This is a genomic window from Streptomyces filamentosus (assembly GCF_014654895.1).
Lineage (GTDB): Bacteria > Actinomycetota > Actinomycetes > Streptomycetales > Streptomycetaceae > Streptomyces > Streptomyces filamentosus.
Genome location: NZ_BNBE01000001.1, coordinates 2,847,920 through 2,864,292 on the forward strand (window position 1 = coordinate 2,847,920; position 16,373 = coordinate 2,864,292).

General features: G+C 74.8%; 13 protein-coding genes and 1 riboswitch. Of the genes, 5 read left to right on the plus strand and 8 right to left on the minus strand.

Annotation, left to right across the window (positions count from 1 at the left end; genetic code table 11):
• The first annotated feature begins 17 nt into the window (after positions 1-17).
• Positions 18-209 carry a hypothetical protein gene (locus tag IE326_RS12895; protein ID WP_190041566.1) on the plus strand — a complete coding sequence of 64 codons (192 nt, stop codon included), beginning with the start codon at positions 18-20 and terminating at the stop codon, positions 207-209.
• A 176-nt stretch (positions 210-385) separates the two neighbouring features.
• Here the strand turns inward: IE326_RS12895 and IE326_RS12900 are convergent, their stop codons facing one another.
• Positions 386-1,504, minus strand: a complete 1,119-nt coding sequence (locus tag IE326_RS12900; protein ID WP_190041567.1) for a cobalt-precorrin-5B (C(1))-methyltransferase — start codon at positions 1,502-1,504, stop codon at positions 386-388.
• A 12-nt stretch (positions 1,505-1,516) separates the two neighbouring features.
• Here IE326_RS12900 and IE326_RS12905 point away from each other — a divergent pair, with 12 nt between their 5' ends.
• On the plus strand, positions 1,517-2,242 hold the full coding sequence (locus IE326_RS12905) for a cobalt-precorrin-6A reductase (protein WP_150229381.1): 726 nt from the start codon (positions 1,517-1,519) through the stop codon (positions 2,240-2,242).
• Between the two features lie 12 nt (positions 2,243-2,254).
• On the opposite strand, the gene IE326_RS12910 is transcribed toward IE326_RS12905, so the two are convergent.
• From IE326_RS12910 to IE326_RS12925, 4 genes are all read right to left on the minus strand, one after another.
• The gene (locus IE326_RS12910) at positions 2,255-4,300 is read right to left on the minus strand and encodes a fibronectin type III domain-containing protein (RefSeq protein ID WP_150229379.1); all 2,046 of its coding nucleotides are present in this window, start codon (positions 4,298-4,300) and stop codon (positions 2,255-2,257) included.
• Positions 4,301-4,395: 95 nt separating this feature from the next.
• Positions 4,396-5,889, minus strand: a complete 1,494-nt coding sequence (locus IE326_RS12915) for a precorrin-2 C(20)-methyltransferase (protein WP_190041568.1) — start codon at positions 5,887-5,889, stop codon at positions 4,396-4,398.
• Positions 5,886-6,521 carry a precorrin-8X methylmutase gene (locus IE326_RS12920; RefSeq protein WP_150229376.1) on the minus strand — a complete coding sequence of 212 codons (636 nt, stop codon included), beginning with the start codon at positions 6,519-6,521 and terminating at the stop codon, positions 5,886-5,888. Before IE326_RS12920 ends, IE326_RS12915 begins: the two co-directional genes overlap by 4 nt.
• Positions 6,522-6,523: 2 nt before the next feature.
• The gene (locus IE326_RS12925) at positions 6,524-7,837 is read right to left on the minus strand and encodes a ferredoxin-like domain-containing protein (protein WP_190042232.1); all 1,314 of its coding nucleotides are present in this window, start codon (positions 7,835-7,837) and stop codon (positions 6,524-6,526) included.
• Between the two features lie 79 nt (positions 7,838-7,916).
• A riboswitch (cobalamin riboswitch) is annotated at positions 7,917-8,047 on the plus strand.
• Positions 8,048-8,087: 40 nt separating this feature from the next.
• Between IE326_RS12925 and cobN the strand changes: the two genes are divergently transcribed.
• A complete protein-coding gene (gene cobN, locus IE326_RS12930; protein WP_190041569.1) occupies positions 8,088-11,693 on the plus strand; it encodes a cobaltochelatase subunit CobN in 3,606 nt (1,201 codons plus the stop codon).
• A gap of 45 nt (positions 11,694-11,738) precedes the next feature.
• Here cobN and abc-f read toward each other — a convergent pair whose 3' ends face one another.
• Together abc-f and IE326_RS12940 are read right to left on the minus strand one after the other, a co-directional pair.
• The gene (gene abc-f, locus IE326_RS12935) at positions 11,739-13,334 is read right to left on the minus strand and encodes a ribosomal protection-like ABC-F family protein (RefSeq protein ID WP_190041570.1); all 1,596 of its coding nucleotides are present in this window, start codon (positions 13,332-13,334) and stop codon (positions 11,739-11,741) included.
• Between the two features lie 133 nt (positions 13,335-13,467).
• Positions 13,468-13,815: a DoxX family protein gene (locus tag IE326_RS12940; protein ID WP_150229370.1), complete on the minus strand. Its 348-nt coding sequence runs from the start codon at positions 13,813-13,815 to the stop codon at positions 13,468-13,470.
• A gap of 92 nt (positions 13,816-13,907) precedes the next feature.
• Here IE326_RS12940 and IE326_RS12945 point away from each other — a divergent pair, with 92 nt between their 5' ends.
• Together IE326_RS12945 and IE326_RS12950 are read left to right on the plus strand one after the other, a co-directional pair.
• Positions 13,908-14,348: a MarR family winged helix-turn-helix transcriptional regulator gene (locus tag IE326_RS12945; RefSeq protein WP_229915313.1), complete on the plus strand. Its 441-nt coding sequence runs from the start codon at positions 13,908-13,910 to the stop codon at positions 14,346-14,348.
• A gap of 158 nt (positions 14,349-14,506) precedes the next feature.
• Positions 14,507-15,382 carry an alpha/beta fold hydrolase gene (locus tag IE326_RS12950; RefSeq protein ID WP_150229366.1) on the plus strand — a complete coding sequence of 292 codons (876 nt, stop codon included), beginning with the start codon at positions 14,507-14,509 and terminating at the stop codon, positions 15,380-15,382.
• A gap of 13 nt (positions 15,383-15,395) precedes the next feature.
• On the opposite strand, the gene IE326_RS12955 is transcribed toward IE326_RS12950, so the two are convergent.
• Entirely contained in the window at positions 15,396-16,364 is a 969-nt protein-coding gene (locus tag IE326_RS12955; RefSeq protein ID WP_150229364.1) for a S8 family peptidase, read from the minus strand.
• Positions 16,365-16,373 lie beyond the last annotated feature (9 nt).

Consider the following 16,373-nt stretch of genomic DNA (forward strand, 5'->3'; position numbering starts at 1 on the left):
CCCGCAGGAGAAGCGCGATGACCGGCGTCCTGGTACCGGAGTGCCGGTTCGGCGTCCACGGGGCCTGCCGGACGGCCGGGGTGGTCGTCGAGGGCATCGTCATCGTCCGTGCCCGCCGCTGTGACTGCTCCTGCCACGAGAACGAGAAGCCGAGGAAGAACGATGAAGGTGTGCCGACGTTGCGGACTGCCGATCAGCGGCGAAGCTGACGAGACGATCCCCTTCTCCACGAGCGGAGCCCGCCCCACCGTCCACCACCACAAGACGCTTGCCGAGTGCCGGTCCGCCCAGGACGACGCCGGAAAACCCCCCGAGCGCACGCGTCGGCCGGCATGAGCCGGCTCTTCCCTCGCCGTACGGAAGAGCCGGGTCCACCGAGAGGGGGCTACGGCCCCTTCGGGGCCGATCTGCCGACGATGGTGCCCGCGCGGTCGATGGCGAGGACGTCGACGGTGACGGGGGCGCCGCGGAGGACGGCGAGGGCTTCGTCGCGGGCCCGGGTGGCGACGGCGTCGCCGAGGGGGACGGAGGCGGCCTCGCAGAGGCGGAGGGCGGCGAGGCCGGTGTTGGCGGTCTCGATCTCGGCGGCGAGGGAGGTCGTCGCGCCCGTCTCGCGGGCCAGGGCGGCGAGGAAGGGCTTGTCGACCTGGGAGCGGGCGGAGTGGAGGTCGAGGTGGCCGGCGGCGAGTTTGGACAGCTTGGCGAAGCCGCCGCAGATCGTGAGGCGGTCGACGGGGTGGCGGCGGAGGTACTTGAGGACGGCGCCGGCGAAGTCGCCCATGTCGAGGAGGGCGATCTCCGGGAGGTCGTACACGCCGGTCACCGTGCGCTCGGAGGTGGAGCCGGTGCAGCCGGCGACGTGGGTGAGGCCGCCCGCGCGGGCCACGTCGACGCCGCGGCGGATGGAGTCGATCCAGGCCGAGCAGGAGTAGGGGACGACGATCCCGGTCGTGCCGAGGACGGACAGGCCGCCGAGGATGCCGATGCGGGGGTTCCAGGTGGAGCGGGCGATCTCGGCGCCGTGGTCGATGGAGAGGGTGATCTCGACGTCGCCGGGGGCGCCGTGCTCCGCCGCCACCCGCGCCACGTGCTCGCGCATCAGCTGCCGGGGGACCGGGTTGACCGCCGGTTCGCCGACCTCCAGGGGGAGGCCGGGGAGGGTGACCGTGCCGACGCCCTCGCCCGCGCGGAAGACGACGCCGGAGCCGGGCGGGAGGAGCCGCACGGTCGAGCGGATCACCGCGCCGTGGGTGACGTCCGGGTCGTCGCCGGCGTCCTTCGTCACCGCCGCCATGGCCGCGTCGGGGGTCAGCGACTCGGCCGTCAGGGCGAAGGACGGGGTCTGGCCCTTGGGCAGGGTGATGGTCACCGGGTCGGGGAAGCCGCCGGTGAGCAGGGCCGTGTACGCGGCGGTCGTGGCGGCCGTCGCGCAGGCGCCGGTCGTCCAGCCGGGCCGCAGGCCGGTGTGCTTGAGTTGGGCCTCGCGCCCGCCGCCGGTACTCACGAAGGGGCTCCTATGCACGTACTCATTCTCGGGGGGACGACCGAGGCCCGCGTCCTGGCCGGGCTGCTGCACCCCGGCGCCCGGGTGACGAGTTCCCTCGCGGGGCGGGTGGCGGCGCCCCGCCTGCCGGCCGGGGAGGTGCGGATCGGTGGCTTCGGCGGGCCGGACGGGCTCGCGGCGTGGGTGCGGGAGCACGCCGTGGACGCGGTCATCGACGCCACCCATCCCTTCGCCGAGCGGATCAGCTTCAACGCGGCCCGGGCGGCCGCCTCCGCCCATGTTCCCCTGCTGGCCCTGCGCCGTCCCGGGTGGGTGGCGGGGGAGGGCGACGACTGGCGGGACGCGGGCTCCCTGGCCGAGGCCGCCGCCGCCCTCGACGGGCTCGGCGACCGCGTCTTCCTCACCACCGGCCGGATGGGGCTCGCGGCCTTCGCGGACCGCCCGGAGTGGTTCCTCGTGCGGTCGGTGGACGCGCCCGAGGCCCCGATGCCGGCCCGGACCGAAGTGCTGCTCGACCGGGGGCCGTTCACCCTCGAAGGGGAGCGGGAGCTGATCGCCCGCCACCGGATCGACGTGCTCGTGACGAAGGACTCCGGCGCCGCCGCCACCGCCCCCAAGCTCACCGCCGCCCGCGAGGCCGGCATCCCGGTCGTCGTCGTCCGGAGGCCGCCGGTGCCGGAGGGCGTGCCGGCGGTCGCCTCCCCGGAGGAGGCGGCCGCCTGGGCCCTGCGTGTTTGATGCGTGACCGCGTCAGACGAGGGCGGGCCGTACGGCGGACAGGACACGGGTGGCGACGACGGTGCCGTCCGCCCGCAGCGCCTGGAAGGTGTAGAAGTACGTCCCTCCGGGCAGCGCCGTCGTGTCCGTGTGGCGGGTGCCCGTGGTGGGAAGCAGCCCGGCGTGAAGCGGTTCGTACGTGCTCGTGGCCGCGTTCCAGCGGCTCATCCGGTAACCGGTGATCTCCGCGCACGCTGCGGCGGTGAAGCACGACCAGGAGAGGGAGGGCGCGCCGGTGGTGATGTCCGACCAGCCCATTCCGCCCGAGAGGTTCCAGTCGTCGACGACGTCGACGGACGGCCGGACGTCGAGCTCCTGGGCGGTGACCTTCGCGATGTCGGGTCCGTCCAAGGACAGCTGGTTGCGCGAGGTGTCCCACGCGGCCACGGCGTAGACGACGGTCTCCCCGTCGGGGACGCCGGGGCAGACCATGGCCAGGGGATCGGCGGAGCCTTCCCGGCACGTGGACCAGGCGACGGTGCCGTTCTCGCCGGTGACGCCCTGCCATCCCGAGTAGCCGGCGATGTCGTCGTCGGCCGGCGGCTTCCACGTCAGCAGCGCTCCGTCGGCGCGCGGGGTGGCCCGCAGGTCGACGACGGGCCCGGGAGCCACGCGGTCGCCGCTGCGGACGGTGAACGGGGCGGACCGGAGCGACTCGTTGCCCGTGCTGTCGACCGCGGTGACGACGTACGTGTAGTAGCGGCCTTGATCCATGTCGCGGTCCGTGCACCGGCCACCCGATGCCGTGTACGACCTGTCGGCGCAGGCGAGGCGGGTGAGGGCCGCCGGGTCGAGCACGGTTCCGGGCGAGCGGTAGACGCGGAAGGAACCGGGGTCGGAGCTGGAGACGTCGTGGACGTCCGAGTAGGTCCAGTAGACGATGTTCTCGCCGGGGTAGGCGTGGACGGTCAGGCCGGTCGGAGGGGGAGGCGGCGTCCTGTCGATGCGGTCGCCGTTGGCGGTCGCCGAGTACGCCGACGGGTTGTCGGCCGCGTCGTAGGCGCGGACGCGGTAGTAGCGGTTGACCCCCGGGGCGCTCGACAGGTCGACGTGTGACGGTGCGGAGACCTCTGCGAGCACGGTGTACGGGCCTGACGCCTGGTCCGCCGCCTGTACTTCGTAGCGGACGGCGGAGGCCGGCACCCGCCAGCTGAGCGCGTTGGTGCCGGCGGAGGTGTCGACGACGAGGCCGGTCGGGGCGGCGGGGCCGGTCCGGTCGACGGACGTGATGCGCTGGTCAGCGCTGCCGGCCGATTCGTTGCCCGCCTTGTCGCGTGCCCGCACCTCGTAGACGTACGATTGGCCCGTGGGCGGCGGCTGGTCGGTGTACGTCCTGCCGGTCACGGGGGCCGTTCCGCTGATGCGGGTCCAGGCGGTCGCCGTGCTCGGCCGCCGGTACACGTGGTAGCCGGCGAGGTCCATCTCCTTGTTCGCCGGCCAACTCAGGTAGGTCCTCGCGGAGTCGGCCCAGTCGTACCAGGCGTTCGGAGCCCCGGGCGCGAGCGGACGCGTCTTGTCGACCGTCGCCGAAGTGACGGGAGCGTAGGAGACCTTGACGTTCGCCGCGCCCGTCCAGGTCGCGTAGTGGACGACGATCGTGTGGCGGCCCGACGGGACGGTGAGGTTGACCGTCTTCTTCTGGGTGACGGAGACGTTCTTCCAGAGGTCGATCTTGCGGATGCCGTCGAGGCTGACGCGGATGCCGTCCTGGGCCTCGGCGGTGAAGGTGAAGGGGCCGCCGGAGCCGAAGTCGCGGGTGAGGGTCCAGCGGACGGAGAAGTTGTCCTTGGGGAGGGTGACGCCGGCCGGGTCGCCGTAGCCGTAGTTCTCCGCGATGGCGGAGTCGCAGGTCGTCAGCTTGGGCGTGCCGGTGAGCGTGGTGTTGGCGTAGTACTCCGCCTTCCACTGGGGAGAGGCACAGGTGACGGCCGCGGCGGCCGGCGTGGCGGCCGACAGGAGACCGGAGGCGACGAGGGCGGCCGTGACGGCCAGCGCGCCCGGTCGGGGACGAGTGATCACGAAGGAGGGCCCTTTCCGGACCTGCGGGAAGCACGGGTATCGCCTGTGTGACTCACGGGGGCGGGGGAGGGTTGCCCCCGCCCCCGCCCCGGATCTCAGCCGTACCGCCGCGGCGTCCACGCGATCGTGCGCCCGTCGCCCCGCTCGACCGCACGGGTCTGGGAGGAGCCGACGAGGAGGAGGGTGCGCATGTCGACCTCGGAGGGTTCCAGGGTCTTCAGGGTCACCACGCGGACGGACTGCTCGGGGCCGCCGACGTCGCGGGCGACGACGACGGGGGTGTCGGGGGAGCGGACCTCCAGGAGGAGGTCGCGGGCGGCGGCCACCTGGTGGGTGCGGGACCTGGAGCCCGGGTTGTAGAGGGCGAGGACGAGGTCGGCCTCGGCGGCGGCGCGGAGCCGGGCGGCGATGACGTCCCAGGGCTTGAGCCGGTCGGAGAGGGAGATGGTGGCGTAGTCGTGGCCGAGGGGGGCGCCCGCGGCGGCGGCGGCCGCGTTGGCGGCGGTCACCCCGGGGAGGACCCGTACGGGGACGTCCGCGTACTCCGGCTCGCAGGCGACCTCCAGGACGGCGGTGGCCATGGCGAAGACGCCGGGGTCGCCGCCGGAGACGACGGCGACCTTGTGGCCGCGGCGGGCCAGGTCGAGGGCGAACTCGGCGCGCTCCGACTCGACCTTGTTGTCGGAGCCGTGCCGGACCTGGCCGGGGCGCAGGACGGGGACGCGGTCGAGGTAGGTGGTGTAGCCGACGAGGACGTCGGCGTTGACGAGCGCGCCGCGCGACTCGGGGGTCAGCCAGGGCGCGCCGGCGGGGCCGGTGCCGACGACGGTGACCTCGCCCGTCTCCCGTACGGGGTTCTCCCGGTCGATGCGGGAGGGCAGCACGGCGACGGAGAAGTACGGGACGGTCGACGGGTCGACGTCCGCCAGCCGCTCCGTCCGCTCGCCCGCCATGAACGCCCGCTCCACGTAGCGGGCGTCGTCGAGGCGTCCGGCCCGTTCCAGGGCGCGCCGCACGGCGGGGAAGGTGCGGCCGAGCTTCATGACGACCGCCGAGTCGGTGCCGGCGAGGCGGGCCGTCAGCTCGTCCTCGGGGAGGGTGCCGGGGACGATCGTCAGGACCTCCTCGGCCTCGCACAGCGGCTCGCCGAGCCGGGCGGCGGCGGCGCTGACGGAGGTGACGCCGGGGATGACGGTGGTGTCGTAGCGGTCGGCGAGCCGCTTGTGCATGTGCTGGTAGGAGCCGTAGAAGAGCGGGTCGCCCTCGGCGAGGACGGCGACCGTGCGGCCCGCGTCGAGGTGGGCGGCGAGCCGGGCCGCGGCCTCCTCGTAGAAGTCGTCGAGGGCGCCCCGGTAGCCGCCGGGGTGGTCGGTGGTCTCCACCGTGAGCGGGTACATCAGCCGCTCCTCGATGTGGTCCTCGCGCAGGTGCCCGGCGGCGATGGAGCGGGCTATCGAACGGCCGTGGCGGGCCGAGTGGTAGGCGATCACGTCGGCCTCGGCGATCGCCCGCACGGCGGCGAGGGTGAGGAGCTCCGGGTCGCCGGGGCCGAGCCCGACGCCGTACAGCTTGCCGGTCACGGTGCTCATGCCTGGATCTCCGGTTCGTGCGCGAGGGCGTTGAGGGCGGCGGCGGTGATGGCGCTGCCGCCGCGCCGGCCGCGGACCACGAGGTATTCGAGGCCCAGGTCGTTGGCGGCGAGGGCGTCCTTGGACTCGGCGGCGCCGATGAAGCCGACGGGGATGCCGAGGACGGCGGCGGGCTTCGGCGCGCCCTTCGCGATCATCTCCAGGAGGTGGAAGAGGGCGGTGGGGGCGTTGCCGATGGCGACGACGGAGCCTTCGAGGCGGTCGCGCCACAGTTCGAGGGCGGCGGCGGAGCGGGTGGTGCCCAGCTCGGCGGCGAGCGCGGGCACGGCCGGGTCGGACAGCGCGCACAGCACCTCGTTGTCGGCGGGCAGCCGCTTGCGGGTGACGCCGGAGGCGACCATCTGCGCGTCGCAGAGGATGGGGGCGCCGGCCCGGAGGGCGGCGCGGGCGTCCGCGACGACCCCGGGGGAGTACGCGATGTCCCGGACGAGGTCGGTCATGCCGCAGGCGTGGATCATGCGGACGGCGACCGTGGCGACGTCGGCGGGCAGGGCGCCGAGGTCGGCCTCGGCGCGGATCGTGGCGAAGGAGCGGCGGTAGATCTCGGCGCCGTCCTTCTCGTACTCGTACATCCTCAGCTCTCCATCGGTGTCGTGCGGGCCGCCGCGACGGCCTCGGCCAGGGCGGTGCGGGGGACGGGGACGCCGTCCAGCAGATACGTGTCGGGGCCGAGGGCGGTGACCTCGGCGCGGGCGCCGTGCGGGTGGCCGCAGCGGCGCTCGCAGCCGGAGTAGTGCACGGGCAGCGGCCCGCCGGGGGCGAGGGCCGCGTCCGCCCGCACGTCGGCGAGGGACTTGGCGCAGCCGGGCGTCCCGGTGCAGGCGGTGACGCCGGTCCGGGGGTCGGCGGGGTCGGTGACCAGGCCGTGGGCGGCGAGTGCGGGCAGCCGGCCGGCCCCGGGGCCCACCACGACCGCCCCGCGCCACGGCGTGAGCCGCACCTCGTCCGCGCCCTCGCCGAGCGCCCGCAGCTGCCCGGCGGTCAGCCGCCCGAGCGGGGCGAGGACGTGCACGGCGCGCTCCCCGACCGGCCCGGGCGGGGGCGGCGGCGTCGCGGGGAAAGAAGGAAGGAGGGGTACGGGCTCCGCGGTGATCCCCGCGCGGGTCAGGGCGCCGCCCCACTCCGGGAGGTTCCCGGGCGGGAGCTCGCGGGGCCGCCACGCCCCGGTCCCGGCGGCCTCGGCGGCGTCCAGGAAGGCGAGGGCGCAGGCGAGGGCGGCGGAGACGGCGGCGCGGGCGCCGGGGGCCTCCGCGCCGGCCGCGTCGCCGGCGTCGGTCCCGGCACGGGCACCGGCACCGGCGCCGACGGCGGGCAGCCGGAAGGTCGCGGAGCCCACCGTCAGCAGCGTCTCGCCGCCGGGTGCTGCGATCAAGGTCACATCGCCGCCGAGGCCGGCGACGTCGCCGCGGCCGTCGTCGAGGACGAAGAGGAAACGGCCGGAGAGGGCCGCCGCGCGGGGTTCCGCGCAGAGGGCGGCGTCCAGGGCGCGGGCCCACAACTGCACGTCGGCGTGGCCGAGTCCGTCGAGTCCGGCGGCCGGGGAGGCCACGACGTTCCGGACCCGCTCGTGGGTGGGGGAGGGCAGCAGTCCGCCGTCGGCGAGGAGCGCGGCGAGACGGGCGCCGCAGCCGTCGCGCAGGCCGCGCAGCTCGGCGTTGCCGCGCGAGGTGACGGAGACGCTGCCGTCGCCCAGGTCCTGGGCCGCGTCGGCCAGCAGCAGGAGCTGACGCCTCGTCAGTCTGCCTGCGGGGAGGCGGAGTCGGGCCAGGAGGCCGTCGGCGGCGGCGTGCAGCCGGAGCGCCCCGGGGCACGCGTCGCCACGGTCCCTTATCGGAGCTTCGCCCGGTTCGGGCGGTGTGGTCGGGGTCGGCGGCATGGCGGCGAGCATACCCACGGGGAACCGGACGACCACCGGGTGTGATCCGGCCGACTCCCCGGCCCCCTCCGGTACGCCGACGGCACGCTCTACTATGCAGATCGGCATGGGGTCCCAGGACCCCGGGGAGGAAGCCCGGTGAGAATCCGGCGCGGTCCCGCCACTGTGAACCCGTACCGGCGACGGTAGGGGCGAGTCAGGAACTCCCGCCGACCACACGACCCGGGGCGCGGAAACCCCGAGGAAGGGCCTGAGCCTCGCCATGCTCCTGCTGCTGTCGCACTCCGACACCGACCTGCTCAGCGCCCGTGCGGCCGGCGGTCCGGTGGAGTACCGCTTCGCCAACCCCGCCCGGCTCCCCCTCGACGACCTCCCGGCGCTCCTCGACGGCGTCGACCTCGTCCTGGTCCGCCTCCTCGGCGGCGTCCGCTCCTGGGAGGAGGGCCTCGACGCGCTCCTCGCCACCGGGAAGCCGGTCGTCGTCCTCAGCGGCGAACAGGCCCCCGACGCCCAGCTGATGTCCGCCTCCACCGTGCCGGTCGGCGTCGCCACCGAGGCGCACGCCTACCTCGCCCACGGCGGCCCCGGCAACCTGGAGCAGCTGGCCCGCTTCCTCTCCGACACGGTCCTCCTCACCGGCCACGGCTTCGAGGCCCCGGCCGCCGCCCCCACCTGGGGCCCGCTGGAGCGCACCGCGAGGGCCACGGACGGCCCGACGGTCGCCGTGCTCTACTACCGCGCCCACCACATGAGCGGGAACACCGCCTTCGTCGGCGTCCTCTGCGACGCGATCGAGGACGCCGGGGCCCGCGCGCTGCCGCTGTACGTGGCGTCCCTGCGCGCCCCCGAGGAGGAGCTGCTCGCCGCCCTGCGCGGGGCCGACGCGATCGTCACCACCGTCCTCGCCGCCGGCGGCACCAAGCCGGCCGCCGCGCAGGCCGGCGGCGACGAGGAGGCGTGGGACGCGGGGGCGCTCGCCGCGCTCGACGTGCCCGTCCTCCAGGCGCTGTGCCTGACCGGCTCGCGGGCGGACTGGGAGGAGAACGACGAGGGCCTGTCGCCGCTGGACGCGGCCGGCCAGGTCGCCGTCCCCGAGTTCGACGGCCGCCTCATCACCGTCCCGTTCTCCTTCAAGGAGATCGACGAGGACGGCCTGCCCGCGTACGTCGCCGACGCCGAGCGCGCCGCCCGCGTCGCCGGGATCGCCGTCCGCCACGCGCGCCTGCGGCACATCCCGAACGCCGAGAAGAAACTGGCGCTCGTCCTCTCCGCGTACCCCACCAAGCACTCCCGCATCGGCAACGCCGTCGGCCTCGCCACCCCCGCCTCCGCCGTCGCCCTGCTGCGCCGGCTGATCGAGGAGGGCTACGACTTCGGGCCCGGGGCCGACCTGCCCGGCCTGGTCTCCGGCGACGGCGACGAGCTGATCCACGCCCTCATCGAGGCCGGCGGCCACGACCAGGACTGGCTCACCGAGGAGCAGCTGGCGAAGAACCCGGTCCGCATCCCGGCCGCCGACTACAAGCGCTGGTACGCCGAACTCCCCGCCGAGCTGCGCGAGAAGGTCGAGGAGCACTGGGGCCCGCCGCCCGGCGAGATGTTCCTCGACCGGTCGCGGAACCCGGAGGGCGACATCGTGCTCGCCGCGCTGCGGCGCGGGAACCTCCTCGTCCTCATCCAGCCGCCGCGCGGCTTCGGCGAGAACCCGATCGCGATCTACCACGACCCCGACCTGCCGCCCTCGCACCACTACCTCGCCGCCTACCGCTGGATCGCGGCGCGCGCGGAGGACGGCGGCTTCGGCGCCGACGCCATGGTCCACCTGGGCAAGCACGGCAACCTGGAGTGGCTGCCCGGCAAGAACGCCGGCCTGTCCGCCGCCTGCGGTCCCGACGCCGCCCTCGGCGACCTGCCGCTCGTCTACCCGTTCCTCGTCAACGACCCGGGCGAGGGCACCCAGGCCAAGCGCCGCGCCCATGCCACCCTCGTCGACCACCTCGTGCCGCCGATGGCCCGCGCCGACTCGTACGGCGACATCGCGCGCCTGGAGCAGCTGCTCGACGAGTACGCGCAGATCTCCTCCATGGACCCGGCGAAGCTGCCGGCGATCCGCGCCCAGATCTGGACCCTCATCCAGGCCGCCAAGCTCGACCACGACCTCGGTCTCCAGGAGCGCCCGGAGGACGAAGGCTTCGACGACTTCCTGCTGCACGTCGACGGCTGGCTGTGCGAGGTGAAGGACGCCCAGATCCGCGACGGCCTGCACGTCCTCGGCGGCGCCCCCACCGGCCCCGAGCGGGTCAACCTGGTCCTCTCCATCCTGCGCGCCCGCCAGATCTGGGGCGGCACCCAGGCGCTGCCCGGCCTGCGCGAGGCGCTCGGCCTGGACGAGTCCGCCGCCACCCGCACCACCGCCGACGAGGCGGAGGCGAAGGCCCGCGAGCTGGTCGAGGCGATGGAGGCCGCCGGGTGGTCGGCGGACGCGGTCCCGGCGGTGGCCGCCGCGTACGGCTCCGAGGTCCACGACGTGCTCCGCTTCGCCTGCGAGCAGGTCGTGCCGCGCCTCGCCGCCACCACCGACGAGCTGACGCACGCCGTGCACGCCCTGAACGGCGGCTTCGTGCCCGCCGGACCGTCCGGCTCGCCGCTGCGCGGCCTGGTCAACGTGCTGCCGACCGGCCGGAACTTCTACTCCGTCGACCCCAAGGCCGTGCCGTCCCGGCTCGCCTGGGAGACCGGCCAGGCGCTCGCCGACTCCCTCCTCACGCGCTACCGCGACGACAACGGCGAGTGGCCGAGCTCCGTGGGCCTCTCCCTGTGGGGGACGAGCGCGATGCGCACGGCCGGCGACGACGTCGCCGAGGCCCTCGCGCTGCTCGGCGTCCGCCCGCTGTGGGACGAGGCGTCCCGCCGCGTCAACGGCCTGGAGCCGATCCCGCTGGAGGAGCTGGGCCGGCCGCGCGTCGACGTCACCCTGCGCATCTCCGGCTTCTTCCGGGACGCGTTCCCGCACGTCATCGGCCTCCTCGACGACGCCGTCCGGCTGGTCGCGGGCCTCGACGAGCCCGCGGAGGCCAACCACGTCCGCGCCCACGCCCAGGCCGACCTCGCCGAGCACGGCGACGAACGCCGCGCCACCACCCGCATCTTCGGCTCCCGCCCCGGCACCTACGGCGCGGGCATCCTCCAGCTGATCGACTCGCGGGACTGGCGCACCGACGCCGACCTCGCCGAGGTGTACACGGTGTGGGGCGGTTACGCGTACGGGCGCGGGCTCGAAGGCCGCCCGGCGCGCGCGGAGATGGAGACCGCGTACAAGCGGATCGCGGTCGCGGCGAAGAACACCGACACCCGCGAGCACGACATCGCCGACTCGGACGACTACTTCCAGTACCACGGCGGCATGGTGGCGACCGTCCGCGCGCTGCGGGGCACCGCCCCCGAGGCGTACATCGGCGACTCCACCCGCCCGGAGAGCGTCCGCACCCGCACCCTGGTCGAGGAGACCTCCCGCGTCTTCCGGGCGCGGGTGGTCAACCCGCGCTGGATCGAGGCGATGCGCCGCCACGGCTACAAGGGCGCCTTCGAGCTGGCGGCGACCGTCGACTACCTCTTCGGCTACGACGCCACCACCGGCGTCGTCGCCGACTGGATGTACGACAAGCTCACCCAGGAGTACGTCCTCGACGAGACCAACCGGGCCTTCCTCCAGGAGGCCAACCCCTGGGCCCTGCACGGCATCGCGGAACGCCTCCTGGAGGCCGAGTCGCGCGGCATGTGGGAGAAGCCGGACCCGGAGACCCTGGCCGCCCTGCGCCAGGTGTTCCTGGAGACGGAGGGCGACCTGGAGGGCTCCGACGACGAGTAGTCCGTGCCCGGGCCGCGCCCTCCGGAGCGATCCGGGAGGCGCGGCCTAGCTCCTCACGAGGGCGTGGACCGGGGCCAGTTCGAGACGGCGGCCCCGGAAGCCCTGCCGCAGGCGGCGGTCGTGGCTGACGATCACCAGCGTGCCCCGGTAGGCCGCGAGCGCGGCCTCGACCTCCTCCACGAGGGCCGGGGCCAGGTGGTTGGTCGGCTCGTCGAGGAGGAGCAGGTCGGCCGGCGCGGTCACCAGCCGGGCCAGTTCCAGTTTGCGGCGCTGGCCCGTCGACAGCAGGCGGACCGGGGTCGTCAGGTCCCGGGCCGCGAAGAGCCCGAGGGCGAGCAGTTCGTCCTCGCGGCCCTCTCCGAAGACCTCGCCCACCGTACGGGGGTCGTGGGGCGAGGCCGTGTCCTGGCGGAGCATGCCGATCCGGGCGGGCACGGTCACCGTGCCCGCGTCCGGGGCGACCTCGCCCGCCAGGACCCGGAGGAGGGTGGTCTTCCCCGCGCCGTTGGGGCCGGTGACGAGCAGCCGCTCGCCCGCTTCGAGGTGCAGCGCGTCCAGCCGGAGCCGGCCGTCGACGCGCACCCCGGTCAGGGTGACGGCCGCGCCCTCGCCCTCGGGCTCCGCCCGGAAGCGCAGCGGCTCGGGCGGCGCGGGCACCGGGTGCTCGGTGAGCCGGGCCAGCCGCTCGCGGGCGGCGCGGATCCGGCTCATCGCCCCGTGCGCCCGCGACCGGGCCCGGAAGGCTCCGGCCCCGCTGAAGGCGGCGGGGGCCTTGCGCGGGATGGCGGAGAAGCGGTCGATGTTGCTGTCGGCGAGGGCCCGGTGACGGGCCAGTTCCTCCTTCCACTCCTCGTGCTCGCGGACCCGGCGGGCCCGTTCGGCGGCGCGCCCGGCGAGGTAGCCGGCGTAGCCGTCGCCGTAGCGGCGCAGCACGTGCCGGTCCTCGTCGACCTCCAGGACGGCGGTGGCGACGCGGTCGAGGAAGGCGCGGTCGTGGGAGACGGCGACGACGGTGCCCCGGTGGGCGAGCAGCCGCTCCTCCAGCCAGGCCACGGCCTCGTCGTCCAGGTGGTTGGTCGGCTCGTCGAGCAGCAGCAGTTCGGGTTCGGCGGCGAGCACGCCGGCCAGCGCGAGCCGGGCCCGCTGTCCGCCGGAGAGCGTGGCCAGCGGCCGGTCCCGGTCGAGCGGGGCGGTCTCGCCGAGCCGTCGCAGCACGGTCGCCACCCGCCGCTCGGCCCCCGCGCCGCCGCGCGCCTCGTGGGCGGCGAGCAGGGCGGCGTACCGGTCGAGTCCCGCGGGGGTGAGGGCGGCCTCCGCCTCCCGGATCTCCCGCTCCAGCTCCCGGATCTCCGCGAGCGCGTGGTCGACGGCGTCGCCGACGGTCGCGGTCGCGGGGAGGTCGAGGGTCTGGGCGAGATGGCCGAGGCCGCCGGGGGCGTCGACGGCCACGGTGCCGTTGTCGGCGGCTTCGAGGCCGGCGAGGAGCCGGAGCAGGGTGGACTTCCCGGAGCCGTTGTCGCCGACGACGCCGAGGCGTTCGCCGGGACGGACGGTGAGGGAGGCCCGGTCGAGGACGGTCCGGTGGTGGACGTACCGGTCGTCGTAGCGCTTGGTGACCTCGGTGAGTTGTGCACGGAACAAGGGCGGTCTCCTGCCGTCGGGGAGGCGAGACGTGACGTCTCGTTGATTCGACGGTAGAGGACCCCCGGGGATTTGACAAGACGAATCGTCTCGTCTTGTCGGGGAGCGGGTGAGCGGAGGCCCGGAGGAGGGGTCAGGCGCTGGCTATGCGCAGCACCAGCGCGACCGCCGGGAGGACGGCCAGGGCGACGGCCGGGGCGATCGCGTAGTCCTTCACGCGCACGTGGGAGACGACCGCGCCCACGAAGTAGAGGACCAGGCCGATCGCCGCCGCCTCGCCGAGCACCGGGACCACCAGGCCGGCCAGCAGGCCCAGCGCTCCGGCCAGCTTGGCCGTGCCCAGCCAGGGCAGCCAGCCGTCCGGCACGCCGACCTTCGTCATGCTCCCCACGACCGCCGGGTTGCGGGTGAAGGTCGCGAAGGCGGAACCGGCCATGGCGAGGGCGAGCAGGGCGGCGAGAACGGCGTAACCGATGAACATGGGGGGACTCCAACGATCCGGGTACGAAAACCATTGAAGAGTAACAACGATTTATCTCGCTCCACAATGTGGTTGTTGTTACGGTGGACGACATGGCAGCCCACCCGACCGACCGGCTCGGTTTCCTCCTCTCCTTCCGCGGAGAGCTCACCGGCGCCCGCATCCGGGCCGCCCTGGGCGTCGCCGGGCTGCACCCGCGCAACGCGATGACCCTCATGCAGCTCGCCCCCGCGCCCATGAGCCAGCGCGACCTGGCCGCCGCCATGGAGATCGACCCCAGCCAACTGGTCGCGATCCTCAACGAACTGGAGGCGGAGGGGCTGGCCGAGCGCCGCCGCGACCCCGCCGACCGGCGCCGCCACATCGTCGAGATCACCCCGGCCGGAGCCGCCGTCCTCGACCGCGTCGACCAGGCCGTCGGCGAGGCCGAGCGCGAGCTCTTCGCCGACCTCACCGAGGCCGAACGGACCCTGCTCCGCGGCCTCCTGGACCGCGTCGTCGTCGACCCGGCCGCCCACGAGTGCGGCGAGTAGAAAAGCCGCCGCCCCCCGGCAGGTACGCCGAGCGGAAGAGCCGCCCCCTCCGCGAGTGCGGCGCTTGGAAAAAAGTTCGAAAAGATCGCGGCGGGCCGATGAGTTCTCCGGCCCGCCGTCGTCTACCCCCGTGAGAGCACACCACGGAGGAGAGAACGATGGCCGAGCCCACCACCCACACCCTGGAGACCGACGGCGCGACCCTGCGCTACGACGTCCGCCCCGGCACCGGCACGGAGCCGCGCCCCCTGCTGCTCATCGGCTCCCCCATGGACGCGACCGGATTCACCACGCTCGCCTCGCACTTCGCCGACCGCACCGTCGTCACGTACGACCCGCGCGGCGTCGGCCGCAGCGAGACCGCCGAGGGCGCGCCGGTGGAGATCCTCCCCGAGGAGCACGCCGACGACCTGGCCCGCCTGATCGAGGCGCTGGACGCCGGTCCCGCCGACGTCTTCGCCAGCAGCGGGGGCGCCGTCAACTCCCTGGCCCTGGTGGCCCGCAGGCCCGAGCTCGTGCACACCCTCGTCGCCCACGAGCCGCCCGCCGCCGGGATCGTGCCGGACGGCGCCGAGGCCCTGGCCGCCTGCGAGGCCGTCCGCGCCGCCTACCTGGAGGACGGCCTGGGCGCCGGCATGGCCCGGTTCATCGCCCTCGTCGGCCACGAGGGCCCGATCCCGGCGGACTGGGCGGACCTCCCCGTCCCGCCGCCGGAGACCTTCGGCCTGCCGGCCGGGGACGACGGCCGCCGGGACGACCCGCTGCTCGGCCGGAACATGCGCGGCTGCACCTCCTACGTCCCCGACACCGAGGCCCTGAAGGCCGCCGCGGCCACCACCCGGATCGTCGTCGCCGCGGGCGAGGAGTCCCGGGAGCAGCTCGCCGCCCGCGCCGGTGCCGCGCTCGCCGACCGGCTCGGCAGCCCGCTCGCCGTCTTCCCCAGCCACCACGGGGGCTTCCTGGGCGGCGAGTTCGGGCAGCACGGCGCTCCGGAGGAGTTCGCGAAGGCCCTGCGGGCGGTCCTGGAGGGCTGAGCCCCCCGCCGGGTCACTTCTTGCCGGCCGCCGCCTTCACGGCGGCGGCCGCGTCCACGTTCCCCAGGCCCAGCTTCACGTCGCCCGAGGGGTTCTCGGCGGTGTCCCGGATCGTCGTCATGATCTCGGCCGGGCTCAGGCCCTGCTGGTGCAGGAGCGCGGCCACGGCGGAGACGTACGGCGAGGCCATCGAGGTGCCGGAGAGCTTCCCGTACCCCGAGGTGTTCTTCAGGGTCTCCTTGGCCGTGTACGTCGGCAGGGTGGAGAGGATGTCCACGCCGGGCGCCGCGACCGCGTTCTGCGCGCCGAAGTTGGTGAAGGAGGCCGGCTTCCCGTTCCGGTCGGCGGCGTTGACGACGAGGACCGGGGTGGTCAGGGCGTAGGGCTGGAGGAGGGTCGCGTCGTTCCCGGCGGCGGCGACCACGACCGCCCCCTTGCCGTTGGCGACGGAGATCGCGTCGTTGAGGACGCCGCCCTTGAGCAGCCGGGCCATCAGGCCGGACTCGCCGAGGGAGAGGTTGATGACGTCGGCGCCGTGCTGGGCGGCCCAGACGATCCCCTTGGTGATGTTCGCGTCGCTGCCGCTGCCGTCCGCGCCCAGCACCCGCACCGGCATGATCTTCGCGCCCGGCGCGCCGCCCGCGATGCCGACGCCGTTGTCGGTGTGGGCGGCGGCGATGCCGGAGACGTGGGTGCCGTGGCCGTTGAGGTCCTTCGGCTCGTCGTCGCCGTCCACGAAGTCGTAGCCGTCCACGAGCCGTCCCTCGAGGTCGGGGTGGTCGAGGTCCACGCCGGTGTCGACGACGGCGATGACCGTGTCGTCGCCCTCGGCCGTGCCCCACGCGGCGGGCAGTTCCAGCGCGTCGAGCGCCCATTGCTGGGCCCGCAGCGGGTCGGGCTCGTCGTCGCTGCCGCAGCCGGCGGTGAGGGCGGCGGTGAGGGCGGCGAGGGCGGTGAGGGCGGCGGCGGACCGACGGCGCATGAAATCTCC